The sequence below is a fragment of the Roseospira navarrensis genome, assembly GCF_009601025.1.
GTDB classification, from domain to species: Bacteria; Pseudomonadota; Alphaproteobacteria; order Rhodospirillales; family Rhodospirillaceae; genus Rhodospira; species Rhodospira navarrensis.
Genome location: NZ_WIVE01000048.1, coordinates 1 through 23,285 on the forward strand (window position 1 = coordinate 1; position 23,285 = coordinate 23,285).

Annotated in this window: 27 protein-coding genes; 18 read left to right on the forward strand and 9 right to left on the reverse strand. The window is 70.3% G+C overall.

What is annotated here, in order from left to right:
• Positions 1–394 precede the first annotated feature (394 nt).
• The 12 genes from ectA (at position 395) to GHC57_RS13755 (ending at position 12,675) form a co-directional block, all read left to right on the forward strand.
• Complete coding sequence (gene ectA / locus GHC57_RS13700; RefSeq protein ID WP_153345194.1) at positions 395–973, forward strand: diaminobutyrate acetyltransferase; 579 nt, start codon at positions 395–397, stop codon at positions 971–973.
• A 70-nt stretch (positions 974–1,043) separates the two neighbouring features.
• Positions 1,044–2,336: a diaminobutyrate--2-oxoglutarate transaminase gene (ectB, locus tag GHC57_RS13705; protein WP_153345196.1), complete on the forward strand. Its 1,293-nt coding sequence runs from the start codon at positions 1,044–1,046 to the stop codon at positions 2,334–2,336.
• Between the two features lie 107 nt (positions 2,337–2,443).
• Positions 2,444–2,836 (forward strand): ectoine synthase, encoded by a 393-nt coding sequence (locus GHC57_RS13710; protein WP_153345198.1) that lies wholly within the window; start codon positions 2,444–2,446, stop codon positions 2,834–2,836.
• A 124-nt stretch (positions 2,837–2,960) separates the two neighbouring features.
• The gene (locus GHC57_RS13715) at positions 2,961–3,635 is read left to right on the forward strand and encodes a FecR family protein (RefSeq protein ID WP_153345200.1); all 675 of its coding nucleotides are present in this window, start codon (positions 2,961–2,963) and stop codon (positions 3,633–3,635) included.
• A 35-nt stretch (positions 3,636–3,670) separates the two neighbouring features.
• On the forward strand, positions 3,671–4,615 hold the full coding sequence (locus GHC57_RS13720) for an HAD-IIA family hydrolase (RefSeq protein WP_153345202.1): 945 nt from the start codon (positions 3,671–3,673) through the stop codon (positions 4,613–4,615).
• 435 nt (positions 4,616–5,050) lie between these two features.
• On the forward strand, positions 5,051–7,036 hold the full coding sequence (locus GHC57_RS13725; protein WP_153345205.1) for a methyl-accepting chemotaxis protein: 1,986 nt from the start codon (positions 5,051–5,053) through the stop codon (positions 7,034–7,036).
• Between the two features lie 63 nt (positions 7,037–7,099).
• Positions 7,100–7,426, forward strand: coding sequence for an anti-sigma factor antagonist (locus tag GHC57_RS13730; RefSeq protein ID WP_170294880.1), 327 nt, complete (start codon positions 7,100–7,102; stop codon positions 7,424–7,426).
• Positions 7,427–7,487: 61 nt separating this feature from the next.
• Positions 7,488–9,290, forward strand: coding sequence for a SpoIIE family protein phosphatase (locus GHC57_RS13735; RefSeq protein WP_153345209.1), 1,803 nt, complete (start codon positions 7,488–7,490; stop codon positions 9,288–9,290).
• A gap of 103 nt (positions 9,291–9,393) precedes the next feature.
• Positions 9,394–9,747: a DUF4870 family protein gene (locus GHC57_RS13740; protein ID WP_153345211.1), complete on the forward strand. Its 354-nt coding sequence runs from the start codon at positions 9,394–9,396 to the stop codon at positions 9,745–9,747.
• Complete coding sequence (locus GHC57_RS13745; protein WP_153345213.1) at positions 9,744–10,925, forward strand: extracellular solute-binding protein; 1,182 nt, start codon at positions 9,744–9,746, stop codon at positions 10,923–10,925. Before GHC57_RS13740 ends, GHC57_RS13745 begins: the two co-directional genes overlap by 4 nt.
• Positions 10,926–10,977: 52 nt before the next feature.
• Entirely contained in the window at positions 10,978–11,604 is a 627-nt protein-coding gene (locus GHC57_RS13750) for a ParA family protein (RefSeq protein WP_153345215.1), read from the forward strand.
• 54 nt (positions 11,605–11,658) lie between these two features.
• Positions 11,659–12,675 carry a DUF3137 domain-containing protein gene (locus GHC57_RS13755; RefSeq protein ID WP_153345217.1) on the forward strand — a complete coding sequence of 339 codons (1,017 nt, stop codon included), beginning with the start codon at positions 11,659–11,661 and terminating at the stop codon, positions 12,673–12,675.
• Between the two features lie 201 nt (positions 12,676–12,876).
• Here the strand turns inward: GHC57_RS13755 and GHC57_RS13760 are convergent, their stop codons facing one another.
• The 6 genes from GHC57_RS13760 to GHC57_RS13785 form a co-directional block, all read right to left on the reverse strand.
• On the reverse strand, positions 12,877–13,125 hold the full coding sequence (locus GHC57_RS13760; protein WP_153345219.1) for a ribbon-helix-helix domain-containing protein: 249 nt from the start codon (positions 13,123–13,125) through the stop codon (positions 12,877–12,879).
• Positions 13,122–13,505 (reverse strand): TfoX/Sxy family protein, encoded by a 384-nt coding sequence (locus GHC57_RS13765; protein WP_153345221.1) that lies wholly within the window; start codon positions 13,503–13,505, stop codon positions 13,122–13,124. The genes GHC57_RS13760 and GHC57_RS13765 overlap by 4 nt, the downstream gene beginning before the upstream one ends.
• A complete protein-coding gene (locus tag GHC57_RS13770) occupies positions 13,502–14,149 on the reverse strand; it encodes an alpha/beta family hydrolase (RefSeq protein ID WP_153345223.1) in 648 nt (215 codons plus the stop codon). The genes GHC57_RS13765 and GHC57_RS13770 overlap by 4 nt, the downstream gene beginning before the upstream one ends.
• Before the next feature lie 19 nt (positions 14,150–14,168).
• Positions 14,169–14,588 (reverse strand): TfoX/Sxy family protein, encoded by a 420-nt coding sequence (locus GHC57_RS13775; RefSeq protein WP_343031178.1) that lies wholly within the window; start codon positions 14,586–14,588, stop codon positions 14,169–14,171.
• A complete protein-coding gene (locus tag GHC57_RS19365; RefSeq protein WP_170294881.1) occupies positions 14,585–14,965 on the reverse strand; it encodes a DUF2794 domain-containing protein in 381 nt (126 codons plus the stop codon). Before GHC57_RS19365 ends, GHC57_RS13775 begins: the two co-directional genes overlap by 4 nt.
• A 226-nt stretch (positions 14,966–15,191) precedes the next feature.
• On the reverse strand, positions 15,192–15,626 hold the full coding sequence (locus GHC57_RS13785) for a hypothetical protein (protein ID WP_153345227.1): 435 nt from the start codon (positions 15,624–15,626) through the stop codon (positions 15,192–15,194).
• Positions 15,627–15,771: 145 nt separating this feature from the next.
• Here GHC57_RS13785 and GHC57_RS13790 point away from each other — a divergent pair, with 145 nt between their 5' ends.
• The 4 genes from GHC57_RS13790 (at position 15,772) to der (ending at position 20,054) form a co-directional block, all read left to right on the forward strand.
• Positions 15,772–16,326, forward strand: a complete 555-nt coding sequence (locus GHC57_RS13790; RefSeq protein ID WP_153345229.1) for a thioredoxin family protein — start codon at positions 15,772–15,774, stop codon at positions 16,324–16,326.
• Between the two features lie 138 nt (positions 16,327–16,464).
• Positions 16,465–17,205 (forward strand): tetratricopeptide repeat protein, encoded by a 741-nt coding sequence (locus tag GHC57_RS13795; RefSeq protein ID WP_170294882.1) that lies wholly within the window; start codon positions 16,465–16,467, stop codon positions 17,203–17,205.
• A gap of 2 nt (positions 17,206–17,207) precedes the next feature.
• Positions 17,208–18,563, forward strand: a complete 1,356-nt coding sequence (locus GHC57_RS13800) for an outer membrane protein assembly factor BamB family protein (RefSeq protein ID WP_153345233.1) — start codon at positions 17,208–17,210, stop codon at positions 18,561–18,563.
• Positions 18,564–18,599: 36 nt separating this feature from the next.
• The gene (der, locus tag GHC57_RS13805; protein ID WP_153345235.1) at positions 18,600–20,054 is read left to right on the forward strand and encodes a ribosome biogenesis GTPase Der; all 1,455 of its coding nucleotides are present in this window, start codon (positions 18,600–18,602) and stop codon (positions 20,052–20,054) included.
• A gap of 16 nt (positions 20,055–20,070) precedes the next feature.
• Here the strand turns inward: der and GHC57_RS13810 are convergent, their stop codons facing one another.
• Together GHC57_RS13810 and GHC57_RS13815 are read right to left on the reverse strand one after the other, a co-directional pair.
• On the reverse strand, positions 20,071–20,292 hold the full coding sequence (locus GHC57_RS13810) for a hypothetical protein (RefSeq protein WP_153345237.1): 222 nt from the start codon (positions 20,290–20,292) through the stop codon (positions 20,071–20,073).
• 90 nt (positions 20,293–20,382) lie between these two features.
• Complete coding sequence (locus tag GHC57_RS13815) at positions 20,383–20,727, reverse strand: hypothetical protein (protein WP_425500679.1); 345 nt, start codon at positions 20,725–20,727, stop codon at positions 20,383–20,385.
• Between the two features lie 35 nt (positions 20,728–20,762).
• On the opposite strand from GHC57_RS13815, the gene cutA reads away from it, so the two are divergent.
• Positions 20,763–21,086, forward strand: a complete 324-nt coding sequence (cutA, locus tag GHC57_RS13820; protein WP_153345239.1) for a divalent-cation tolerance protein CutA — start codon at positions 20,763–20,765, stop codon at positions 21,084–21,086.
• A gap of 27 nt (positions 21,087–21,113) precedes the next feature.
• Here the strand turns inward: cutA and GHC57_RS13825 are convergent, their stop codons facing one another.
• Positions 21,114–22,304, reverse strand: a complete 1,191-nt coding sequence (locus tag GHC57_RS13825) for a bifunctional 2-C-methyl-D-erythritol 4-phosphate cytidylyltransferase/2-C-methyl-D-erythritol 2,4-cyclodiphosphate synthase (RefSeq protein ID WP_153345241.1) — start codon at positions 22,302–22,304, stop codon at positions 21,114–21,116.
• A gap of 168 nt (positions 22,305–22,472) precedes the next feature.
• Between GHC57_RS13825 and GHC57_RS13830 the strand changes: the two genes are divergently transcribed.
• On the forward strand, positions 22,473–23,273 hold the full coding sequence (locus tag GHC57_RS13830) for a cytochrome C assembly family protein (RefSeq protein ID WP_153345243.1): 801 nt from the start codon (positions 22,473–22,475) through the stop codon (positions 23,271–23,273).
• Positions 23,274–23,285 lie beyond the last annotated feature (12 nt).

Sequence of the window (23,285 nt, forward strand, 5' to 3'; positions counted from 1 at the left end):
AACGTGTCCCGATCCATGCCCGCCTCCCGCGTTCGGTATCCTTCATGATACCAAATCCGGGAATGCATAGCGAACGCTATTTGAGCCATTATTATTAATGAACCTTGGGAACGTTTGGGGTCCGGGGGTTGACAACTGATGAACCAGGCGTATTCTCCTCATCACCGACGCGCCGCCATCCACGACGATCTGGGCAGTGGCGCCCCGACATTGTCCCCGGGACCAGCGACCCCGGGGATGCACGGTCCGGCCCGCCGCTGCGACAGGCGGGCGACACGCTGACGCGAATAATGGCGGCGGCTGTCATTTTACTGACACGGTGGCTGGCTGAGCCGGCCGCGTCGTCACCAAGCGGACCGCTTCATCGCTCGACAGAACAGGGAACGAGGGAACGATGACAGACGCATCCGTCTCCCCCATCCGGAGGAATGCCCCGGAAACGCCGACCCCGAAGGGTCCGGCCGTCACGCTGCGCCGCCCCACCGGGGACGACGGCGCCACCATCTGGACGCTGGCCCGCGACAGCGGCAAGCTGGACCTGAATTCGCCCTACGCCTACATGATGATGGGGCATTTCTTCCCCGAGACCTGCGTGCTTGCGGAACTGGACGGGGAGCCGGTGGGCTCCGTGGTCGGGTTCGCGCCGCCGGCCCGGCCGAACGCCCTGTTCGTCTGGCAGGTCACGACCACCGAACGGGTGCGTGGCCAGGGCCTTGCCTCCCGCATGATCGAGCATCTGCTGTGGAACGCCCCGCTGAAGGGTCAGGCCCGCTGGCTGGAAGCGACGGTGACTCCGTCCAACGAGCCGTCGGCCCGCCTGTTCCAGGGCATCGCCCGCCGGCATGGCGTGACCTGCGAGGTGGCGCCCCTGTTCGAGGAGAGCGCGTTCCCGCCGCCGGCCGAGGCCGACTCTGGGTTCGAGGCCGAACACCTGTTCCGAGTCGGCCCGCTGCGCCAGGCGAAAGCGGCCTGATCCCGGCGCCCGGCCGCGCGGCACGGCCCACCTCATTCATCTTTTTCGCCAACAGGTGCGAGACAACATTATGACTTCCCCCACCCTGGACGTGTTCGAGCGTCACGAGTCGGCCGTTCGCAGCTATGTGCGGTCCTTCCCCGACGTCTTCACGACCGCCAAGGGCCATCTCGTCCGCAGTGAAAGCGGGCGCGAGTACATCGATTTTTTTGCGGGCGCCGGTGCGCTCAACTACGGGCACAACGACGACGGCATGAAGGCCGCGCTGCTTGAGTACATCTCCGGCGACGGCATCGCCCACGCGCTCGACATGGGCACCACGGCCAAGGCCCGCTTCCTGGAGCGCTTCCACGAGGTGCTGCTCGCCCCGCGCGGGCTGGAGCATCGGGTTCTGTTCCCTGGCCCGACCGGCACCAATGCCGTGGAGACCGCGCTGAAGCTGGCCCGCAAGGTCACCGGCCGCGAAAAGATCGTCAGCTTCACCAATGCCTTCCACGGCATGACGCTGGGCTCGCTGGCGGTCACCGGCAACAGCTTCAAGCGGGGCGGCGCCGGCCTGCCGCTGGACAACACGGTGTTCATGCCGTTCGCCGACTTCCTGGACGAAGGCTTCGACAGCCTGTCCTACCTGGAGCGGATGCTGGAGAACGGCGGCTCCGGCATGGACCTGCCGGCGGGCGTGATCGTCGAGACGGTGCAGGGCGAGGGCGGCATCAACGCCGCGTCCTTCGGCTGGCTGAAGCGGCTGAATGATCTTTGCGCCCGCTGGGATCTGCCGCTGATCGTGGACGACATCCAGGCCGGCTGCGGCCGGACCGGCCCGTTCTTCAGCTTCGAGCCGGCCGGCATCAAGCCGGACATCATCTGCCTGTCCAAGTCGCTCAGCGGCTACGGCCTGCCCATGGCCCTGGTGCTGGTGCGCCCGGACATGGACCTGTTCGGCCCGGGCGAGCACAACGGCACCTTCCGCGGCAACTCCATGGCGTTCGTCACCGCCACCGAAGCCCTGCGCTTCTGGGAGGACGACACCCTGACCCAGGACGTGCTGCGCAAGGGCGAGATCGTGCAGGAGGCGCTGGAGGCGATGGCCGCCAAGCATCCCGACCTGAAGCCGGATGTGCGTGGGCGCGGCCTGATGCGCGGCCTCGGCCTGGGTGCCGAGGGCGCGGCCAACGCGGTGTGCGCCGAGGCGTTCAAGGGCGGCGTCATCATGGAGACCTCGGGGCCGGCCTCCGAGGTGGCCAAACTGCTGCCGCCGCTCACCATCCCCGAGGCGGCGCTGCGCCAGGGGCTGGATGTGATGGCGAAGGCCGTGGACACCGTGGCGGAGCGCATCGCCAAGGATCAGCCCGCCGCCGCCTGACGGCCTGAGTCCGACTCCGGGGACCCTGCCCGCATGACCCTTGTCAGGGCGCGGGCGGGGTTCTTTTTTTGGGTATTCGACGACCTGACAGAGGGATTACAAAAACAATGATTATCAAGCATTTGAAGGATCTGGTTGGCACGGGCGCCGAGGTGGACGGCGGCAACTGGGTCAGCCGCCGGTTCCTGGTGCGCAAGGATGGCTGCGGGTTCTCGTTCCATGACACGGTCATCAAGGCCGGCACCGAGACCTTCATCCACTACGCCAACCACCTGGAGGCCGTGTACTGCGTGGCCGGCAACGGTGAGATCGAGGACCTGGAGACCGGCGCGGTGCATCCCATCAGCGACGGCATGCTGTATGTCCTGAACGGGCACGAGCGCCACAAGCTGCGCGGCGGTTCCGAGGACATGCGCATGGTCTGCGTCTTCACCCCGCCGCTGACCGGCCGCGAGGTCCACGACGAGAACGGCGTCTATCCGGTTTTGACAGACGATTGAACCAACTCTATCGCCCTGTTGCGAAAGGACTGGAACCCGTCCGCCGCCTGAGGGAGACTGTCGGAAGCGCCCGGATGCCCGTCCGGGCGCCCGGCAGCCATTTCGACAGGCGGGAGACAGGGCAATGAGCGATCGGGCGGGGTGGCGGCGGCGGCAAATGCTGCGGGCCGCCGGGTGTGGACTGGGCCTCGCGGCCCTGATGGCCGGCGGGCTCGGTGTGGCGCTGCCGGCCGGGGCGCAGACGGCCCAGGACCCGGCCGGGTTCGTGTCGGCATTCAGCGGGCGGGCCAGCCTGACGAACGAAAACGGCGTCCGCACCCTTCAAACCGGCATGGCGATCTACCACGGCGACCATGTGGTGACGGGCGAGGGCGCGCGGGCCACCGTGCGGCTGGACAGCGGCGTGGTGGTGACCGCCGGTGCGACCTCTGACATGCAGATCGCCGCCAACACGGCGTCGTCCTACGGCTGGCGCAGCATGGTCCGGGTGCGCGCCGGCATCGTCCGGGTCGAGTTCTCGCCCGATACGCCGGTGGACGGCGTGACGGTGGAAACCGACACCGCGCATGTGAACACCCAGTACGGCCATGCAGTGATCGAGGTGTCGCCGATGCTCACCCGCGTGGTGGCCACGGAAGGGCGCATCCTGGTCAGCGGCGCCGACGGGCCGGAGCGGTCCGTTGCCGTGCTGGGGCCGGGCAAGGGCGTGGATGTCGCCCGGCTGCAAAGGGCCTATGATCCCATGCCGTGGCCCACGGGCCTCATCCAGTCCTTCGTGCAGCGGACGGCCTATCGCTGACCCGTTCCCCGACCCCACACCGGACCGACCCTTCCATGCTCACGCAAGCGTTCGAAACCGCCTGGAGCGCGTATCTGGGCGCGGGTTCCCTTTTGCCGCCGTCCCCGCCGCCGGTCACGCCCCGCCGGGTGGCGGACCTTGCCGACGTCCTGGACCGCGAGGCGATTGCGGCCGTGGTGCTCGATGCCTATGGGGTCCTGCACACAGGCTCGGACGTGGTGCCCGGGGCGGCGCAGGCCATCGAGGACGTGCGGCGGCGTGGGCTGCCCATCCGGATCCTGACCAACGACGTCACCCATGAGCCCGCCGGGGTCGCCGCCGGGCTGCGGCGGCGCGGGCTTGACATCCGGGCCGACGAGGTGGTGTCGGGCCGGGACCTGCTGCCCGAAGCGATCGCCGCCATCGGCGGCGGGGCCGGGTGGGGCGTGGTCGCGATCCATCCGGACGCCATCGTGGCGCGGTTCCCGGATCTGTCGGTGATGGAGGATCTGGCCGGCACGGACCCGGCCGCGTGGGACAGTCTGGACGGTTTTGTTCTGGTGGACTGCTTCCACTGGTCTCGCGCCGATCTGGCGGTGTTCGGTCAGATCATGGCGCGCCGGCCGCGTCCGCTCGTGATCCCGAACCCGGACGTGACCTGCCCCTACGACGGGGCCTGCACCATCGAGCCCGGGGCGCTGGGGCTCGCCGCCGCGCGCGATCACGGCGTGGCCGTGCGGTTCCTCGGCAAACCCTTTCCCCCGATCTATGATCGCCTCAAGGCCGCGTTCCCGGGCGTTCCGGCCGAGCGGCTGCTCATGGTGGGCGACAGTCCCCATACCGACATCCTCGGGGCACGGGGGGCCGGGCTGCGGTGCCTTCTCGTGGAAAGCGGCCTGCTGGCCGGACAGGACGCAACGCGGCGCTTCACGGAAAGCGGCCTGTGGCCGGAGTTCATCGCCCCGGCCATCGGGGCGGCGACGGTGACGGCGTCCGTCTAGATGCGTTTTGATCGCCCGGCCGCCCCCGCCCATCCCCAGACCACCCAGGGGTATTGACCTCTCCCGTTCGTTTTCAGGCACCACCATAACCGCAGGCTTCGTGCTGTCATGGCGGCATGGTATGCTCGGGCGCGCCCTTGGCGTGCGCCCTGATGGTCTGTGAGCGCAATCCGGGCCGGGTCGGCCCGCAACTTAATGCAGCCACACGGTCCTTGACTTCCATTTACAGGCTTCATGTTGACCCTCAAACATGTATTTGAGCCGCGAGATCACCGGACATGGTGTATTGACGCGTTGTTTGGCGAGTGTCACGAAGTGGTCTTACTCTCGACGTGATGCGATGGCGATGCCGATGGCTGGGCGGGGAGGGGACTCGGCCGACGGTCGCGCAACCGCCGGGTCGGCGCCAAGGAAAACGAGACGGTTGGACACGACATGCGACTGAAGAACATCAAGATCGGCGTCAAGATCTGGCTGCCGACCCTCATCGCCGCCGTTGGCATGGTCATTCTGTCCTGGGTGTCGGTCACGCTCATCCGGGCCGAGGTGATGGAGGAACGGATCGGCAAGGTGCGCGCGCTGGTGGAGGCGGCCGGCGCGGTCACGGCCGGGTTCCACGCCCGGGCCGAGGCGGGCGAGATGACGGAGGCGGAGGCCCGGGTGCGGGCGCGCGATGCCCTGCGGGACATTCGATACGAGAACGGCGCCGAGTACGTGTTCGTCTATGACTTCGAGGGCGTCGGGCAGGTGATGGGTCCGCGTCCCGAGTGGGAGGGAACCAACAAGCTCGACCTGAAGGACGCCAACGGCAAGCCGATCATCGCGGCCCTGATCGAGGCCGCCCGCAAGGGCGGCGGCACCGTCGAGTACTGGTTCCCGCGCGCCGGTTCCGAAACGCCCGAACCCAAGGTGTCCTGGGCCGCCCCCTTCGCGCCCTGGGACTGGATGATCGGCACCGGGGTTTATGTCAGCGACGTGGATGCGGCCGTCTGGAATGCCGCGTGGCGTCTGTTCGCCGTGGCGGCGGGGGTGCTGGTCGCGGCAGCCGGTCTCGCGCTGGTCATCATCCGCAGCCTGACCCGGCCGCTGGCCCACCTGCGCGCGGCCATGACCGCGCTGGCCGGCGGCAGCACCGAGGTCACCATCCCGGACACAGACCGCAAGGACGAGATCGGCGAGATGGCCGCGGCGGTGCAGGTGTTCGAGGACAACGCCCGCAAGGTCGAACGCCTGCAGGCGGCCCAGGCGGCCGAGCAGGAACGGAACGCCGCCCGTGTCCGCAACGAGATGCAGGCGCTGACCCATGCCCTGGAGGAGGAGGTCTCGCTCGCCATGGAGCAGGTCCTCACCCGGTCCGGCGCCATGCACGACGCGGCGGAGGGGATGGTTTCGTCGGTGTCGGAGACCGAACGCATGGCCGAGGCGGCTGCCACCTCCTCGCGCGGGGCCTCCGCCAACGTGGATGCGGTCGCGGCGGCGTCGGAGCAGCTCTCGCATTCCATCGCCGAAATCAGCACCCAGGCCGTGGGCGCGGCCGACCTGGCGCGACAGGCCGTGGAGCAGACGGCGACGACCAACGCCCGCATCGGCGGGCTGGCCGAGGCGGCCGACGCCATCGGCAAGATCGTGGACCTGATCCGGGACATCGCCAACCAGACCAATCTTCTCGCCCTGAATGCCACCATCGAGGCGGCCCGCGCCGGCGAGGCCGGCAAGGGCTTCGCCGTGGTCGCCAACGAGGTCAAGACGCTGGCCAACCAGGCATCCAAGGCGACCGAGGACATCGCGCAGCAGATCGGCGAGATCCAGTCGGCCACGCACGAGGCGGTCACCGCCATCAGCGGCATCGGCACCGTGATCGAGACTTTGAGCGAGACCTCGGCCGCCATCTCCGCCGCCGTGGAGGAGCAGACCGCCGCGACCGGCGCGATCAGCCACAACGCCCAGGAGGCGTCGCGGGGCACCGTGGAGTCCACGGACAACATCGGGGCGGTCACGTCCAGCAGCGAAACGACGGGGCAGCAGGCCCGCACCGTGCGCGAGACGGCGCAAGAGGTGCGGACCTGCGTCAACGACATGCAGTCCACGCTCGCCACCATCATGCGGGCCGGCGCCGACGGCGATGCCAGGGCCATGCAACCGCACCGGATGGACGTGGAGGTGACGGTCCGGACGGCCGGGGGCGCGTCGCGTCGGTGTGCGTTGCGGTCGCTGTCGCTGTCGGGCGTCGGGACGATGGCGCGCGCGGAAGGGATTGAACGCGGTGAGGTCCTGACCCTGGAGTTGCCGCGAGTGGGCGCGATCGAGGGTCGTGTGGTCGCCCAGACCCACGCCTCGACCCATTTTCTCCTCGACGTTGCGCCGACGATTGCCGCCGCGCTGCAAACGTATATTCTGGGAGGTGGCCCCAGGGGACACTGACGCGTCGGCCCATGTTCGGAGGGCCGCCGCCGATTGCTCGACGCCGCAGGAGAGGTCTGGATCGTGCACTACGACATCACCACCGAGGACACCGCGACGGTGTTGCATTTGAGCGAACGACTGGTGGATTCCGACCGGGCGGCGTTCGAAACCGTTCTGACCCGCGCCCTTTCCGGCAAGCCGCGGGAGGTGGTCGTGGATTTCGCCGGGCTCCAGTACATGGACTCGGCAGGGTTGGGGCTGCTGCTCACGCTGCGGGAGCGCGCCCAGGCGCAGGGCACGTCGGTGCGGCTGCGGAATCCCGAAGGGGCTGTGCGCGACATGCTGCAACTCTCGCGATTCGATACCCTGTTCCGGATCGAAGCCGGCGCCAAGGCCGCCTCGCGCTAGACGGCGCGGCCGGACCCGACTCCATCCAGGCGGACGCCGCGGAACAGGAGGAGCGCGCGACATGCCCCGCCCGCCGCGCGGCCTTGTGGTTGACGACAATCAACTGAACCGGGATCTGCTGGAGGGGTACCTCCGCGCTCTCGGCTACGAGACCGTGACCGCCACCGACGGTGACGAGGCCTGGGCCATCCTGGAACGGGACGGCGGCGACATCGACGTGGTGCTGCTGGACCGCCGGATGCCTCGCATGGACGGCATGGAGGTGCTGGCGCGCATCAAGGCGTCGCCCGACCTGCAGGGGCTGCCGGTCGTCATGCAGACGGCGGCCGACAGCCAGCAGGAGATCATTGACGGCATTCGCGCCGGCGTCTTCTACTACCTCACCAAGCCGTTCCAGCCCGAAATCCTCATGTCGGTCACGGCGGCGGCCGTCGCCGACCATGCCCGCTACCGGCGCCTGAAGCAGGGGGTGGACCGGCAGGCGGCGGCGCTGCGCCACCTGGACTCGGGACGGTTCCGGTTTCGCACCCTGGCGGAGGCCGGGGACATGGCCGTGGCCCTGGCGGCGACCATGCCGGACCCGCGCCGGCAGGTCATCGGCCTGTCCGAGCTGATGACCAATGCCGTCGAGCACGGCAACCTGGGGATCACCTACGCCGAGAAGTCGGAGCTTCTGGCGCGCAAGGCCCTGGAGGCCGAGGTTGCGGCGCGCCTGGACGATCCCGCCTATCGGGACCGGATGGTGGAGGTCTTGTTCGAGAACCGGCCGGACCGCATCGTGCTGACCATCACCGATGAGGGCGAGGGGTTCGACTGGCGCCGGTTCCTGGAAATGGACGCCCAGCGGGTGTTCGATGCCCACGGGCGCGGCATCGCGCTGGCGCGCAGCATCAGTTTCGACACCGTCGAGTATCGCGGGCGCGGCAACGAAGTGGTGGCGACCGTCGTGAAGGATGAGGACCTGCCGGACCGGCCGGCGACGACCGTAGTCGAACTGCCGGCGTCGGATGCGGCCGGCTTCCGCATGTCGGCCCCCGATCATCGGCGCCTGGCCTCCGTCCAGCAGGATCTGCGGGACACGCGGGAGGACCTGGAATCCTATCGCGCCCGCCTGACCGAGGACCTGGAGGCGGCCCGCCGCATGCAGCAGGATCTGCTGCCGGACATGGCCGTGCTGCACAGCCTGGAGGCGCGGCACGGTCTGCGCTTCGCCAGCCATTTCGAGACCTCTTCGGAGTTGGGGGGCGACCTGTTCGGCGTCCACCCCATCGACGACAGCAGTTTCGGACTCTGGACCCTGGACTTTTCCGGCCACGGCATTTCGGCGGCGCTGAACACGTTCCGTCTTCACTCGCTGCTTCCCGGCGTGGCCGACCACAGGCACGATCCCGGCGGATATCTGGCGGCGTGGAACCGGCGGCTGTCCGGCCTCCTGGCCACCGCGCAGTATGCAACGGCGCTTTATGGCGTGGTGGACACGGCGGCGCATGTGTTCCGCTATGCGGCGGCGGCGGCGCCGGCTCCGCTGCTCGCCGACCCCGCCACGGGCACGGTGATCGCCGGCGATGGCACCGGGCTGCCCCTGGGCGTGGACGGCGGCGGTGGGGCCTATGACACGCGCGACATGCCGTTCCGGCCCGGGCAGGTCCTGCTGCTGTACAGTGATGCGCTGCTGGAGTGCCAGCCGGAGGACGGCCCGCCCCTGGGCCGCGACGGGGTGGCGGCCCTGCTCCGCGACGCGGTCCGGGCGCAGGGCCATGACGTCACGCTCGACGCGGTGCTGGGTCCCTTCCTGTCGCGCGTGGCGCGTCCTTTCAGCGACGATCTGACGGCCCTGCTCTGCGTCCGTCATCCGCAGCCCTGATCGGGGTGTGCGCCCGTTCCGGCTTTGGATACACTCCGGCCAGCCGGACGCACGACCCCGCCGTCCCGATCCGTTTCACGCGCCAGTCAAGGAGCCCGCCCCCATGCCGTCGCCGTCGTTGCCGCATGTCCCCTCGGAACGGGACCGCGCCGCGCGGGTCATGGTCATCATCATGCATGCCCTTTACCTGCTGTCGATTCCGCTGCCGTTCCTGACCTTGGTGATCGGCGTGGTGCTGGCCTACGCCAGCCGGGCGGAGGCGCCGGACCCGTGGCGGTCGCATTTCGACGAGGCCATCCGGACCTTCTGGATCTATGTGCTGCTCATGCTGATCGGTATTCCGCTCTGGTTCGTTCTGTTCCTGGGGGTCATTCCCATGGCGGCGGCGCTTGTGCTCCTGGTGTTCAGGTCCGTGCGCGGCCTGATCCGCGCCGTCAACTGGGCCGGGGTGGAATGAGACCGGCGGCCGCCGGTCCCTCCCGCCGGGCGCTGCTGGCCGGGGCCGTGGCCGTGGGTGGGACCGCGTTCGCCCGTCCTGTCCCCGGGGCACCGCTCGTGGACCCATGGGGTTCGCCCGCCGCGCCGCTGCGGGTCATCGGGTACGACGGACAGTGGCCGGAGGCCCTGCGCGCGCCTCTGCGCGACCTGCACGGTCTGACGCTGGATGTGACCACGGTGCCCGGCCCGGCCGAGGCGCTGGCCCGCGTCAAGGCGGATGCCGCGTCCGCGCCCTTCGACGTGGTCGTGCTGGGGCTGGAGGACGTGGCGGCGTGGCGCGCGGATGGCCTGCTGCAGGCGATCGGGCCGGGCTCTGGCTTGGTGGAGGCGCTGCCCGATGTCGTGGGCGCGGCCCTGGCCGGGCAGGGCGGCTGGGACGAGAACGAGGACGAGGACGAGGACGGGCGCCTGTGGCTTGCCCCCGTCGGTGTGGGGTTCGATGTCCTGTTTGCGGCCGGCGTCGGCATCAAGGATGCCGGCCTGCTGGCGCCGACGCCGCCGTCCTGGGCGGCGCTGCTGGCCCCGGACCTGAAAGGGCGCGTGACCCTGGAGCCGGTGGCGGCCGTCTGGATGGGCCTCGCCCTGGTCGATCCCGAGCGGACCCGTCTGGCGGCGGCGGCGAAAGACAAGGCGGCGGCGGCGCTGCTGTTTCGGGAGGTGCGCGAAGCCCTCAAGCCCTACCGCGCCCAGGTCAAGGATCTCTGGACCGGGGCGGCCTCGTTCCTGGCGGTGCTGCGCGGGACTGAAGACGCGGCGGGGCTGGCGTGGGACGGGCTGGCGCGACGGGCGGAGGCCGAGCGCTGGGCCGAACCGCTGGCGGCGCGTGTACCGTCGGAGGGCAGCGTGGCCTGGCTGGACGGGCTGGCGATCCCCGCCACGGCCGCGCAGCCGGATGCCGCCCGCCGGCTGATGGCGGCCCTGGCCGCGCCCGAGCTGATGGCCGCCTGGTGTGCGGGGTCGGGTGGGGTGCCGCCCGTGCCGGGCGCCTGGGGGGCGCTCGATCCGGAGCACCGGGCCTGGATGACCCGCGTTCTGGAGACCGACGGCGGCTGGTCGCGCCTGCGGTTCCGTCCCGCGCTCGGTCCGGCGGCGGCGGCCGCGTTCGAGGCGGCGCGCGCCCGCGTCGAGGCGGATTGATTCGCGCGCGTTCGCGGTTCTCCTGGTTCCGCGCATGGACTAGGATCATCGCATGTACATCGTCGCCGTCGCCAACAGCAAGGGCGGGTGCGGAAAGACCACCGTGGCCACCCACATCGCCGCCCACTTCGCCGGCCGGAACTTCCGGACCGGACTGGCCGACCTCGACCGCCAGCAGAGTGCGCGGGGCTGGCTCGGCCGCCGTCCGGAGTCGCTGCCGGCCATTCGCGCCGTGGACCTGGACGTGGAGGACGGGCGCCTGCCGAAGGGGATCGACCGCCTGGTGGTGGACTGCCCGGCGGCCATGGCCAAGGCCACGGTCAAGGACGTGGTGCAGCAGGCGGACGTGATCGTCGTGCCCGTGCTGCCCTCCACCTTCGACGAGGACGGCACCGTGCGCTTCCTCAAGCAGCTCATGAAGCTCAAGCCGGTGCGCAAGAACCGCCGCGAGGTGGCCTTCGTCGCCAATCGGGTGCGGGCGCGCACGCGCGCCGCCGACCGTCTGGAAGGCTTCCTGACCGAGCTGTCCTTCCCGGTCGCGGCGCGTCTGCGCGATACCCAGCAGTACGCCAACGCGGTGGCCGATGGGCTGTCGCTGTTCGAGACGGGTGGGGCACGGGCCCAGGGCCACCGCGAGGAGTGGCTGCCGTTGTTCGACCTGCTGGAACGCTGGGCCTGAGGGGGCGGCGGACGGGACGGCGGACGGGACGGCGCGAAGGGGAGGGGACTGACCATGTCTGGCTTCGAGGAACAGGCGCCGCACGAGTGCGGATTCTCTCAGGTCTTCCAGGATCGTATCCTTCCGGTTGTGGAGAGTCGCCAGGAAAAGCGAAAGAGTCTGGCGCAGAAATCAGGGCTGACGGCACTGGCCGCGGGGTCCATCGCGGCCGGCGTCATCATCGCGCTATGGATGTATACGGCCAGTGAATCCTTCATGGGGCCGTTGATCGCGACCGTCGGCATCATCGTCGCCGCCGTCGTGGTGACGCGGGCGCTCCAGAGGAAGCAGCGGGCCGCGTTCGACGGCGAGATCGCCGAGGCGATCGGCCCCGTCGTGTGCGACTTCATGGGCATCGACCATTTCCGCCACGGCGTGGATCGCGGGTTCCTGAGCCCCGATACGTTCCGCGCCCTGCGGCTGGTGGGGTCGTTCAACCGGGTCACGGTGCAGGACGGGCTCGAGGGGGCATGGCGCGGGGTCCGCTATCGCATGGTCGAGGCGCACCTTCAGTACCGCAGTGGCGGCAAGAACCGCAGCACCCGGACGGTGTTCAAGGGTCTGCTGATGCGCATAGACACGCCCAACCCGATGCCGAAAATCCTGTTCCTGCGCGAGCAGGGGGCGGTCCTGGGCTGGATGCGGGACACCTTCACCGGGGTGTCGTCGCTGGAGCGACTGGAGTTCCCGGATCCGGAGGTGGAGGAGGTCTACGAGGTCTATACCGATGATCGGCCGGCGGCCCAGGCGGCGCTGTCCCCCGGCTTCGGCCGCACGCTGCTGGACCTGCGGGACGCCCACCAGGGGGCCAAGGGCTATCTGGCCGCCGCGTTCGAGGGGCGGCACTTCTATCTGGCGGTCCGGCAGAAGGGCGACTTCTTCAATCTGGGGGCCTCCGATCTGGAGCCGGATCGGTTCGCCGAGCGGTGCCGGGACGCGCTGGAGGACCTGTTGCTGCCGCGCCGGGTCATCGACACCCTGCTGGGTGGACCGGAAGCTGGTGACCCTCATCCCGACAGCACGATGCATTGACCATCAGAACGGGCGCCACAATCAAGAAGGGCCACAATCAGAAAGGGGAAGTGTCACCCTGAGGGAGCGGAGCGACCGAAGGGTCTCGGGCCAGGGTATGTGTGGGCCGGCCCAGACAAACTCCTCCGCCCGAGATCCTTTGCCGCTTTCAGCGGCTCAGGATGACGCGAAACACGTGGCGAGCGGCGCAGCCGTTGAGCCTCACTCCGCCGACGGCGCGGCGCAGCGGGCCTGATAGTGCGCCAGCACGTAGACCCTGAGCGCGCTGGACAGGTTCCCCGGCGCGCCGTCGGTTTGCGTTGTGCGGGCGGTGTCCACGGCCGTGACCAGATCGGCGACGGTGCGGCCGTCGCGGGCGGCGATCTCCCGCAGGGCGTCCCAGAACGGTTCCTCCAGCGACACACTGGTGGCGTGGCCGGCGATCGTGATGGAGCGCTTGCGCAGGGTCATGGCGCGGCGGGCTTGGTCCGGCGGGTGGACCCTTTGGCGGGCCGCTTCGTGGCCGCCCGGCGCGCGGCGGCGAGCGCCTCTTCGGCCCAGGGGCGCAGGGCCTCCGGGTCCTCCAGGGCCGCGTCGGGCGCCCGGTGATAGGGCATGACCTGTCGCCGGGTGTCGCTGTGCGGCGTGAAGGGCTCCAGGCCCGCGTCCTCGAACGCGGGGCGCGTTTGCGCATCGGTGCGCAGGTAGAACGTCTCGTCGTACAGAATCGCGATCATCAGCCCGTCCCGGAACAGGCCGACGCCGGCGAACATGCGGCGATCCTCCACCGCGCCGATGGCGCGGTCCAGAAGGTCCACCACGTGGGCGCGAAAGGCGGGGGAGACACTCACGACCCCAGTCCCTGCCCGGCCAGCGCATGGACGAAGGCCGCCGTCTCGGCCACGGCGGTCGCCAGATGCGCGGCCTCGGTGTGGCCGGAGGCCTTGCGCGGCTTGAAGCCGTGGTCGCCGTCCTCCAGCCAGCACAGGCGGATCGAGGCCGACAGGGCGACAGCCTCCACCGTCGTCCGTCCCCCCAGCGTATCGCGGGTGCCCTGGCAGATCAGCGTGGGGGTGCGCAGCCCCTCCAGGTGCGCGGTGCGCAGGCGGTCCGGCTTGCCCGGGGGGTGGAACGGGTACCCCAGGCAGACCAGCCCGCGCACGCCCTCGGCATCGGCGATGAGCGAGGCCATGCGTCCGCCCATGGACTTGCCGCCGATCACCAGCCGGTCCGCGGGCCCGTGGGCGGCGATCAGAGCGCGCCATGTGTCCAGCAGGATCGGTTCGCGGTCCGGCGGGCGGCGGCGCCCGTCGTCGCGGCGTCTGGCCATGTACGGGAACTCGAACCGGATCACCCGCACACCGGCGTCGGCCAGGCCCCCGGCCACGGCCGCCATCCAGTCGGAGTCCATGGGCGCGCCCGCGCCGTGCGCCAGCAGTAGGCGAGGGCCGTCAGCGGGACCAGTCTCCAGGACAGGCGCCGGGTGATCGCTCATCGCCCTGATCGGTCCCGGATCAAAGGGCTGCGGTCGCGGCGCGACCCCGCTTGGCGGCCTCCCACGCCGCCTTGCCCCAGTCCGTCAGGGTGTCCTCGTCGTCGAGCACGAAGGGGGGCACGCGGCGGAACCCGGCCGTCGTCATGGGGCCGCCGCCCGGGGGCTCGAACAGGGACGCGGACGCGTCGGTGCCGTCCGCGGACTCTTCGTCCGCGGCGTCCGCGGCGTCCGGGGTCTCGGCGGCGTCATACGCCGCGCGGGTGCGCGCATCGACGCGGAACAGCAGGGTCTGGTCCTGGATCAGCCCGAACAGGGTGCCCTGAAGGTAGAGGCCGATCACGCCGCCTTCGCCGCGCCGGGTCTGCACACCGCCCAGGGCGGCGCGCAGCAAAGGCAGCAGGGCGGCCGCCAGCCGCGCGTTCGGGGAAGGCTCGCTCACGACGACCCTCGCAACAGGCGGGCCGGCTGATCGAACACCGGCATGACCTCCAGCAGGCTGGCGCCCTGCGCCACCTTCTCGCGCCCGCTCGTCACCGTGAACTGATAGACGGCGGTGGTCGCCCCGCCCGCCGCCACGTTGCCGGCCTTGGCCTGGCCCTTGATCTGCTTGGAGATGATGAACAGAGGCCGCTCGAAACTGCTGCGGAAGACCGCGAAGCGGGCCATGCCGTCGCTCTGGTCGATGGCGTAATCCCGCCACTCCCCACGCATGACGTGCCGGCTGTACAGGGACAGCAGGGAATTCATTTCGGACCGCGTGAAATGGACGAAGGGGGCGCCGCGCCTGTATTCGAGGAACCGGACAATCTTCGACATGGACGATCCTGTGTTTCCCGTGTCCGAAGCCGCCGGTCGGGCCGCCGCCGCGTCTCCGACCCGGCCGGGCGGATGGGGCGCGCCGTCGGCGCCCTGCCTGGGCCGGACGGTATTCTCTGTCGAGTCGCCGGGGCTGTCGACCCAAAAAACGACGGTGTCTTTCAGATCGGCGACGGACAGGACCCGCCCGGGTCGTCGCCTCCGGCGGGGCGCGGTGTCGGCGCGCTCAACGCTGGCCGGGCAGGGGACCGACCATAGGACCGGCCAGGGTGCGCGAGCTGACCACATGGCGCGGATCGGTCACGAGGCGCGGGGCCTCGCCCGGGACCTCCCGGTCGTAGCAGGTGATCTTGCCGATGGAGCGATAGCAGTACAGGCGGGTTTCCACCGGCTCGTTGGCGGGCAGGGGCTGGACGCAGTAGTAGCCGCCCGTGCTGTAGCGGACCAGCGAGCAATCGTGGCCGGTGGCCAGCGAAACCACGTGGTCGGGGATCGTCTTGTCGGTGGTGACGACAGTCGCGAGGTTGGCCGCGCCCAGCGTGCCGACCACCGGGTGCCCGGCGACGTCAAAGACGGTTCCGCATCCGGTCAGGGCCGCCAGCCCGACGATCATGGCGGCCACCCGGGCCGCGCCGGTCGGTCGCGAGGGTCGCGCCGTCATCCTGTGTTCCATTCTGCACCCCGCGCGGCCAGTTCTTGGCCTGTGCCCGTATTGCACACACCGTCTCCCAACCCTACGTCCACCCCGGTTAACGATCGTTGAATCCCGATCCCCCGCCGTTCACCACTGGAGGCTCGACAGACCCATGGCCGTTCATACTCCGATCTGCGATTTCGGCTGGCCCGCCCCGGATTTCTCCCTGCCCGGCGTGGACGGCCGGACATGGTCCCTTTCGGATGTGCGCGGCCCCAAGGGCACGCTGATCGTGTTCATCTGCAACCATTGTCCCTACGTGAAGGCGGTGATCGACCGCCTGGTGCGGGATGCGCACGCGCTGATGGACCAGGGGGTGGGCGTGGCGGCCATCTGCTCCAACGATCCGGTGCAGTACCCGGATGACTCGTTCGAGAACATGAAGGCGTTCGCCGCGCAGCATGGGTTCCGCTTCCCCTATCTGCATGACGAGAGCCAGGCCGTGGCCAAGGCCTACGACGCCGTCTGCACGCCCGACTTCTTCGGCTTCGATGCCGGTCTTGGGCTGCAGTACCGGGGCCGCCTGGACTCGTCCGGCAAGCAGCCGGCCGCTCCCGACGCCCGCCGCGAGCTGTTCGGCGCCATGAGCGCGGTCGCCGACACCGGGCAGGGTCCCCGCGACCAGACCCCGTCCATGGGCTGCTCGATCAAGTGGAAGGCGGCCTGATCGACCTCGGCGCACGGACGGTCGCGGCCCGCGCTCTCGCGTTGCCTTCGCCGCGCGCCGTCAGTATGGTGTGCGGCCCATGCTGGGCGGGCTTCGGACGGGCCTGCCCGCGCTTGTGTCCGTCGTGAGGAGATGACCGTGGCGAAGACGCCGAGGCGCCCAGAGAAGGAGACCCGCAAGGGCGGAACCGCCCCCGACGCCGGCCAGGGCGGGGACGACCGGGGCACCGTGGACCCCGCAGAGGAAGCCCTGTTCCGCGAGGTGGACGAAGACCTTCGTGCGGAACAGATGCAGAAGCTGTGGAAGCAGTACGGCGGCTACATCGTCGGCGCCGCCGTGATGGTGGTTGCCATCGTGGCGGGCTTCCAGGGCTGGACGGCGTGGCAGGCCTCGGTCCGCGCGGACGAGGCCGAACGGTACTTCAACGCGGTCTCCGGGCCCGGCGTGGGCGGCCCCGCGCTGGAGGCTCTCGCCGAAAATGGCGAGACGGGCTATGCACCGCTCGCCCGCCTGCAGCGGGCCAACCAGCTTGCCGACGAGGGCGACACCGCCGGGGCCATCGCGGCCTATGACGCGCTGGCCTCGGACGGCGGCGAACCGACGCCGCTGCGTCATCTGGCCTCGCTGCTGGCCGCGCTGCATGCCATGGAGGTGGAGGATCCGACCTCCGTGCGCGGGCGCCTGTCGCCTCTGACCGCCGACGACAGCCCATGGCGCTTCCTGGCGCGTGAACTGATGGCGACCCTGGACATGAAGGAAGGCCGCACGGCCGAGGCCCGCGAGACCTTTGCCGCCCTTGTGGATGAGCGCGACGCGCCCCCGGGCGTGCGGTCGCGCGCGACCGAGTTCCTGGCCATGCTGGGTGGGGACGAGGGCTGACCATGCGCGTCCGTCGGAACCGAGGCATCCGGGCCGCCCTGGCCATCGCCGCCTGCGCCGGCGTGCTGGCCGGATGCGATACCTTCGGCTGGTTGGGGGCGGAGACCCAGGACCCGCTGCCGGGGCAGCGCATCAGCGTGCTGGAGCGCGAGGCGCGCCTGTCGGCGGACGTGACCGGCGGCGCCGAGGAAATTCTCCTGCCGGCGCCCGAGCCCAACGACGACTGGCCCATGGCCGGCGGCTATGCCAATCACGCCATGCACCATATGTCGCTGGGCGATGCGCCGCAACAGGTCTGGCGCACTGATATCGGGGCCGGTGCGGGGTCACGCGACGCCCTGCTGTCGGAGCCCGTGATCGGGGGCGGGCGCATCTACACCATCGACGCCGATGCCGAGGTGCGAGCCTACGACCTGGCCAACGGCGCGCGCCTGTGGGCGCGTGAGCTGCCGGACCCGGACCGCGAGGAAGACGACGGCTACCTTCTGGGCGGCGGCATCGCCTATGGCGCCAACGAGCGGCTCTACGTCACCACCGGGTTCGGCAAGGTGATCGCGCTCGACGCCGCCAACGGCCAGGAGATCTGGCGCGAGGATGTGGGCGTTCCCGTGCGCGCCGCGCCCACCCTGAACAGCGGACGCGTGTTCGTGGTCACGGTGGACAACCAGACCATCGCGCTTGCCGCCCAGAACGGCCAGAAGCTCTGGACCCACGCGGGGGCGGAGGAGGTGGCGAGTCTGCTCGGCGCGCCGGCTCCCGCCGTGGATCAGGGGGCCGTGATCGTAGCCTACTCTACCGGCGAGCTGTTCGCGCTGCGGGTCGAGACCGGGGCCGTGCTGTGGCAGGACTCGGTGACCACCGTGCGGCGCACCGATGCGGCGGGCAACCTGCGCGACATCCGGGCGCGGCCGGTCATGGCCGGCAACCGGGTTTATGTGGTGGGGCACAGCGGGCTGATGACGGCCATCGACCTGGCCACGGGCGAGCGCATCTGGCAGGCCGACCTGGGCGGCGTCCAGCAGCCCTGGGTGGCCGGGCGCTATCTGTTCGTGATGACCGGCGAGGCGGATCTGGCCGCCGTCTCGGCGAAGGACGGCAGCATTCTCTGGGTCACGCCGCTGCAGCGGTGGGAGGATCCCGAGGACAAGGAAGGCCCCGTGACCTGGACGGGTCCGCTGCTGGCCTCCGACCGGCTGGTGGTGGCGTCGAACACCGACGAGATCCTGGCGATCTCGCCCTACGACGGCGCCTTGCTGGGCTATGTGGAGGCGCCGGGCAGCGTGACCATCCCGCCCGTGCTGGCCCGTGACACCCTGGTCATCCTGACCGACAGCGGCGATCTCGTCGCCTATCGCTAGCCGCCGGCGGACCGCGCGGCCACTGGATCCCGTGACATGACTCCCCTGACCGTCGCCATCATCGGCCGCCCCAACGTGGGCAAGTCCACCCTGTTCAACCGGCTGGCCGGGCGCCGGCTGGCCATCGTCCATGATCGGCCCGGGGTGACCCGCGACCGCCGCTTCGCGGACGGGCGTCTGGGTGACATGCCCCTGCGCATCGTGGACACGGCCGGCCTGGAGGAGGCGCCCGCCGATGCCCTCGAAACCCGCATGCGGCTTCAGACGGAACGCGCGCTGGCCGAGGCCGACGTCGCGCTGATGCTGATCGACGCCCGCGTCGGGGTCACCCCCATGGACGCGCACTTCGCCCAGGTGCTGCGGGAATCACCGACGCCGGTGATCCTGGTCGCCAACAAATGCGAGGGGGGCGCCGGGGAGGCCGGGCTGTACGAATCCTTCGGGCTCGGGCTGGGCGATCCCGTGCCGCTGTCGGCCGAGCACGGCGAAGGGCTGGCCATGCTCTACGAGGCTCTTCTGCCGCACGAGGCGGCGCTCAAGGAGCGGCGGGCGGCCGAGGGCCTGGATGTCGACGCGGCCGCCAGGGTCGGGGACGGGGACGCCCTGCCGGAGGATCTGGAGGCGCGCGCCGCCGCCGGGGCCGACGACGACGTGGAGGAAGAGCCTGAAGACCCCGGCAAGCCGCTCAATCTGGCCATCGTCGGGCGGCCCAACACCGGCAAGTCCACCCTGGTCAACCGCCTGCTGGGCGAGGACCGGCTGTTGACCGGCCCGGAAGCCGGGGTCACGCGGGACGCGATCACGGTGGACTGGGAGCACGCCGGCCGCCGTATCCGGCTGGTCGATACCGCCGGGATGCGCCGCAAGGGCCGCGTGACCGAAAGCCTGGAGAAGCTGTCCGTCGCCGACACCCTCAACGCCATCCGCCTCGCCGAGGTGGTCGTGCTGATGATGGACGCCGATATGGTCATGGACCGCCAGGACCTGACCATTGCCCGCATGGTGGTGGAAGAGGGCCGGGCGCTGGTGCTGGCCGTGAACAAGTGGGACGCGGCCGCCGACCGCAGTGCAACCCTGCAGCGCCTGCGTGACCGACTGCAGACCTCGCTGGCTCAGGTGCGCGGCATTCCCTACGTCACCATCTCGGGCCTGACGGGCCGCAACCTGGATCGCCTGATGGACACGGTGCTGGAGACCCACGCGATCTGGAACCGGCGCATCTCGACGGGTCGGCTGAACCGCTGGCTTCTGGCGGCGACCGAGGAGCATCCGCCGCCCATGGGCAAGCACGGCCGACGCATCCGCCTGCGCTACATGACCCAGGCGAAGGCCCGGCCGCCCACCTTCGCGGCGTTCTGCTCCCGCCCGGAGGACCTGCCGGACAGCTACGTGCGCTATCTCGTCAACGGCATGCGCGACGCCTTCGGGTTCGAGGGCGTACCCGTCCGCCTGTACCTGCGCAAGAGCGAGAACCCGTACGCCCGGCACTGACCGGGCGGCGAGGCGCCTATTCCTTGGTGGAGTCCGACAGGCGCCCGGCGGCGTCGCCGACCCCCTCAAGGTTGCCCTTGGTGCCCTCGATGTTGCTGGATGCCGTGTCCGAATTGTACTTCATCGTGGACAGGCCATCGTCGATCGCATCCGTGATCGCGTTGGACCCGGTGACGTTGGTGACGGAGCGGACCAGATTGGTGGCCTCGCCCAGCATGGACGAAATCTTGGAAAACATCGGCGCATTCCTTCCCTGATCGAGACTGAACCGATTCCAACATAGGAAGAACCGGCGCACCAAGGCTTTTGTGCAGGGTCGGTGTCTTTTTTAGGGCGCGCTGCCCAGCACGCGGCGGCCCGCCTCGGTCAGCTTGCAGACCTGCCAATCCGGTTTCAGGGGATTGGCGAACCACGGTTCGGCCCAGCCGGCGTCCAGGCACGCTTTCACGAGGCGGGCGCTGACGCGGCGGCCGTTGTGGTCGAACAGGGGCAGCTTGCCGCCGGCCTGCTCCAGCCCGCGCGCCAGCCACGCGCGTTGCGCCTTGGTGGGGCGCTTGGTGGAACCCTTCGCGGCGGCACCCTTGACGGCGACCGGGCCCGCGCCCACGCTGCCGGGCGAGGCGGGAGAGGGCTCGGCGGGGCCGGCGGCTCTGGATGAGGGGCGCGCGCTCATGTCGGCATGGTAGGCACCCCGCCGGGAGGAGTGCAATGGATTACTGTCTCGTCTACATGACCGCCGGATCCCACGAGGAAGCCGTGCGCATCGGCCACGCCCTGGTGGCGGAGAATCTGGCCGCCTGCGTCAACGTGCTGGGGCCGATCACGTCCATCTTCCGATGGGAGGGGGCGACCCAGGAAGACACCGAGGTCGCCTTCCTCGCCAAGACCCGGCGCGAGCTGGTGGAGCCCCTGTCGGCGCGGGTGCAGGCGCTTCACTCCTATGACTGCGCCTGCGCCGTGGCCCTGCCGATCCAGGGCGGCAACCCGCGTTTTCTTCAGTGGCTGGATGGGGAAACGGCTCCAGGGGATTGAAAAGACAGAACGATAGTCGCTGCCACCTCACCCCGGTAGTGACACCGTCGCCGTGGCCTGGGCGGCCATGCCCTCGCCGCGGCCGGTGAAGCCCAGGCGCTCGGTGGTGGTCGCCTTGACCGCCACCCGGCCGCCGTCCAGGCCGAGGATCTCGGCGATCCGCCCGGCGATGGCGGCGCGGTGCGGACCGATCTTGGGGCGCTCGCACATCACCGTCAGATCCAGGTGCACGATGCGGCCGCCCAGGGCGTCCACCAGCGCGCCGGCATGGCGCAGGAACACATCCGAGGGCGCGCCCTTCCAGCGGTCGTCGGTGGGCGGAAAGTGGCGGCCGATGTCGCCGGCGGCGATCGCGCCGTAGATGGCATCGGCGAGCGTGTGCAAGGCCACGTCCGCATCGGAATGGCCCATCAGCCCCTGATCGTGGGGAATGCGGATGCCCCCCAGAACGATGTGATCGCCGGGCCCGAAGGCGTGGACGTCGAAGCCGCTCCCCACGCGCGTCTCGCCCGGCCCCTGGAAGCGGCGTTCGGCGCGGCGCAGGTCATCGGTCGTGGTGATCTTCACGTTGCGCTCGGCCCCGGGCACGATCCAGACGGCGCCCCCGGCGGCCTCCAGCACGGCGGCGTCGTCGGTGAGCGTCTGGCCGGCGGCGGCGCGGTGGGCCGCCAGCAGGTCGGGGAAGCGGAACCCCTGCGGCGTCTGCGCCCGCCACAGGCCCGCGCGGTCCACGGTCCCCGAGATGCGGCCGTCCGCATCCACCCGCTTCAGGGTGTCGGCCTGGGCCACGGCCGGAATGGTGCCGGCGTGCGCGTCGAGCGCGGCAATGACGCGGTCCACCACATCCGGCGTCAGGAAGGGCCGGGCGGCGTCGTGGATCAGCACCTGATCGGGGTCGAGGTCGGCCACACTCTCCAGCCCCAGCCGGACCGAATCCTGCCGCTCCGCCCCGCCGGGCACGGGCTCCAGCAGGTCCAGACCGCGCGCGGCCTGATCGTAAAGCGGGCGGTCGTCCGGGTGGATGACCACCCGCACCGCCGTGATGTCCGGGTGCGCGGCGAAGGTGGCGAGGCAGTGCCGCAGAATCGGTCGGCCGCCAAGCGAGAGGTACTGCTTGGGCAGGTCCCCGCCCAGCCGGTAGCCGCGCCCGGCCGCCACCACCAGGGCCACCCGCCGGGGCCCCCCCTTGCGCTTCGTCTCCGCCGCCGCGTCCGTCATTGTCTTCGCCAGTCCCGTTGATGGTGTTCGCCCCGCCCGCGCGGGGCGGCGCAGGGTAGTGCATTCCCGCGCGCGCGCAAATCCCTGAACGCGCCGGGGCTATCGCGACCGCGAACACCGCGAACACCGCGCGTTGTGGCGGCCCGGGCCGCGCGCTATAGTCCGGCCATGGCGAATGCACTCGGACTCCACCTCGCGGCCATCGCGACCCTGTTGCCTGCGGCGGTCCTGCCGCTGTGGCGGACCCTGCGTCCATCGTGGCAGGCGGGGGCGACGGTTCTGGCCGCCATGGGGCCGACGACCTGGGTGACCTATCAGCTCACGGAAGGCTGGCATACGGGCTTCTCGGCCACGCTCTGGGTCGCCATCGCCACCAGCGCCCTGGTGTTCTTCGTCGTCACCATGGTGAACCGGCATGCGTGGCGGCTGGCCACCCTTCTGATGCCGTACCTCGCCATCCTGGGGCTGCTGGCGGCGGTCACCGCAGAGGACCCGGGCCCCGTGCTGGCGATGCGCGGGCAGGCCCCGCCGGCTTGGCTGGTGTTCCACATCGTCGTGTCGGTGGTGACTTATGCCCTGCTGACGGTTTCGGGGGTCTCGGCCCTGGCGGCGTTCCTGCAGGAACGAGCCCTGAAGCGCAAGCGGCCCAACCGCCTGACCCGGCTGTTGCCGTCGGTCACCGAGTCGGAGCGACTGTCGGTGGGGTTGCTGTCCATGGGCGAGGCGGTGCTGGGGCTCGGCCTGCTCAGCGGCATGGCGGTGTCCTACTTCACCGCCGGGACGCTGCTGGTGCTGGATCACAAGACGCTGCTGTCGGTGCTGGCGTTCCTGGTCATCGGCGGCCTGCTGGCGGCGCACGCCTGGGCGGGCGTGCGCGGACGGGCGGCGGCGCGCTATCTGCTGCTGGGGTATCTGCTGCTGACGCTGGCCTTTCCGGGCGTGAAGTTCGTCAGCACGATCTTGGCGTGAAGCCAAAACAGG

Excerpts from the sequence above, each read along its gene's own strand:
- ectA (WP_153345194.1), top strand. The coding sequence starts at position 395 with ATGACAGACGCATCCGTCTCCCCCATCCGGAGGAATGCCCCGGAAACG.
- cutA (WP_153345239.1), top strand. The coding sequence starts at position 20,763 with ATGGATTACTGTCTCGTCTACATGACCGCCGGATCCCACGAGGAAGCC.
- ectB (WP_153345196.1), top strand. The coding sequence starts at position 1,044 with ATGACTTCCCCCACCCTGGACGTGTTCGAGCGTCACGAGTCGGCCGTT.
- GHC57_RS13770 (WP_153345223.1), bottom strand. The coding sequence starts at position 14,149 with ATGAGCGATCACCCGGCGCCTGTCCTGGAGACTGGTCCCGCTGACGGC.
- GHC57_RS13800 (WP_153345233.1), top strand. The coding sequence starts at position 17,208 with ATGCGCGTCCGTCGGAACCGAGGCATCCGGGCCGCCCTGGCCATCGCC.
- GHC57_RS13735 (WP_153345209.1), top strand. The coding sequence starts at position 7,488 with ATGCCCCGCCCGCCGCGCGGCCTTGTGGTTGACGACAATCAACTGAAC.
- GHC57_RS13725 (WP_153345205.1), top strand. The coding sequence starts at position 5,051 with ATGCGACTGAAGAACATCAAGATCGGCGTCAAGATCTGGCTGCCGACC.
- GHC57_RS13760 (WP_153345219.1), bottom strand. The coding sequence starts at position 13,125 with ATGACCCTGCGCAAGCGCTCCATCACGATCGCCGGCCACGCCACCAGT.
- GHC57_RS13830 (WP_153345243.1), top strand. The coding sequence starts at position 22,473 with ATGGCGAATGCACTCGGACTCCACCTCGCGGCCATCGCGACCCTGTTG.
- GHC57_RS13825 (WP_153345241.1), bottom strand. The coding sequence starts at position 22,304 with ATGACGGACGCGGCGGCGGAGACGAAGCGCAAGGGGGGGCCCCGGCGG.
- GHC57_RS13745 (WP_153345213.1), top strand. The coding sequence starts at position 9,744 with ATGAGACCGGCGGCCGCCGGTCCCTCCCGCCGGGCGCTGCTGGCCGGG.
- GHC57_RS13815 (WP_425500679.1), bottom strand. The coding sequence starts at position 20,727 with ATGAGCGCGCGCCCCTCATCCAGAGCCGCCGGCCCCGCCGAGCCCTCT.
- GHC57_RS13755 (WP_153345217.1), top strand. The coding sequence starts at position 11,659 with ATGTCTGGCTTCGAGGAACAGGCGCCGCACGAGTGCGGATTCTCTCAG.
- GHC57_RS13785 (WP_153345227.1), bottom strand. The coding sequence starts at position 15,626 with ATGACGGCGCGACCCTCGCGACCGACCGGCGCGGCCCGGGTGGCCGCC.
- der (WP_153345235.1), top strand. The coding sequence starts at position 18,600 with ATGACTCCCCTGACCGTCGCCATCATCGGCCGCCCCAACGTGGGCAAG.
- GHC57_RS13715 (WP_153345200.1), top strand. The coding sequence starts at position 2,961 with ATGAGCGATCGGGCGGGGTGGCGGCGGCGGCAAATGCTGCGGGCCGCC.
- GHC57_RS13710 (WP_153345198.1), top strand. The coding sequence starts at position 2,444 with ATGATTATCAAGCATTTGAAGGATCTGGTTGGCACGGGCGCCGAGGTG.
- GHC57_RS19365 (WP_170294881.1), bottom strand. The coding sequence starts at position 14,965 with ATGTCGAAGATTGTCCGGTTCCTCGAATACAGGCGCGGCGCCCCCTTC.
- GHC57_RS13790 (WP_153345229.1), top strand. The coding sequence starts at position 15,772 with ATGGCCGTTCATACTCCGATCTGCGATTTCGGCTGGCCCGCCCCGGAT.
- GHC57_RS13720 (WP_153345202.1), top strand. The coding sequence starts at position 3,671 with ATGCTCACGCAAGCGTTCGAAACCGCCTGGAGCGCGTATCTGGGCGCG.
- GHC57_RS13740 (WP_153345211.1), top strand. The coding sequence starts at position 9,394 with ATGCCGTCGCCGTCGTTGCCGCATGTCCCCTCGGAACGGGACCGCGCC.
- GHC57_RS13750 (WP_153345215.1), top strand. The coding sequence starts at position 10,978 with ATGTACATCGTCGCCGTCGCCAACAGCAAGGGCGGGTGCGGAAAGACC.
- GHC57_RS13810 (WP_153345237.1), bottom strand. The coding sequence starts at position 20,292 with ATGTTTTCCAAGATTTCGTCCATGCTGGGCGAGGCCACCAATCTGGTC.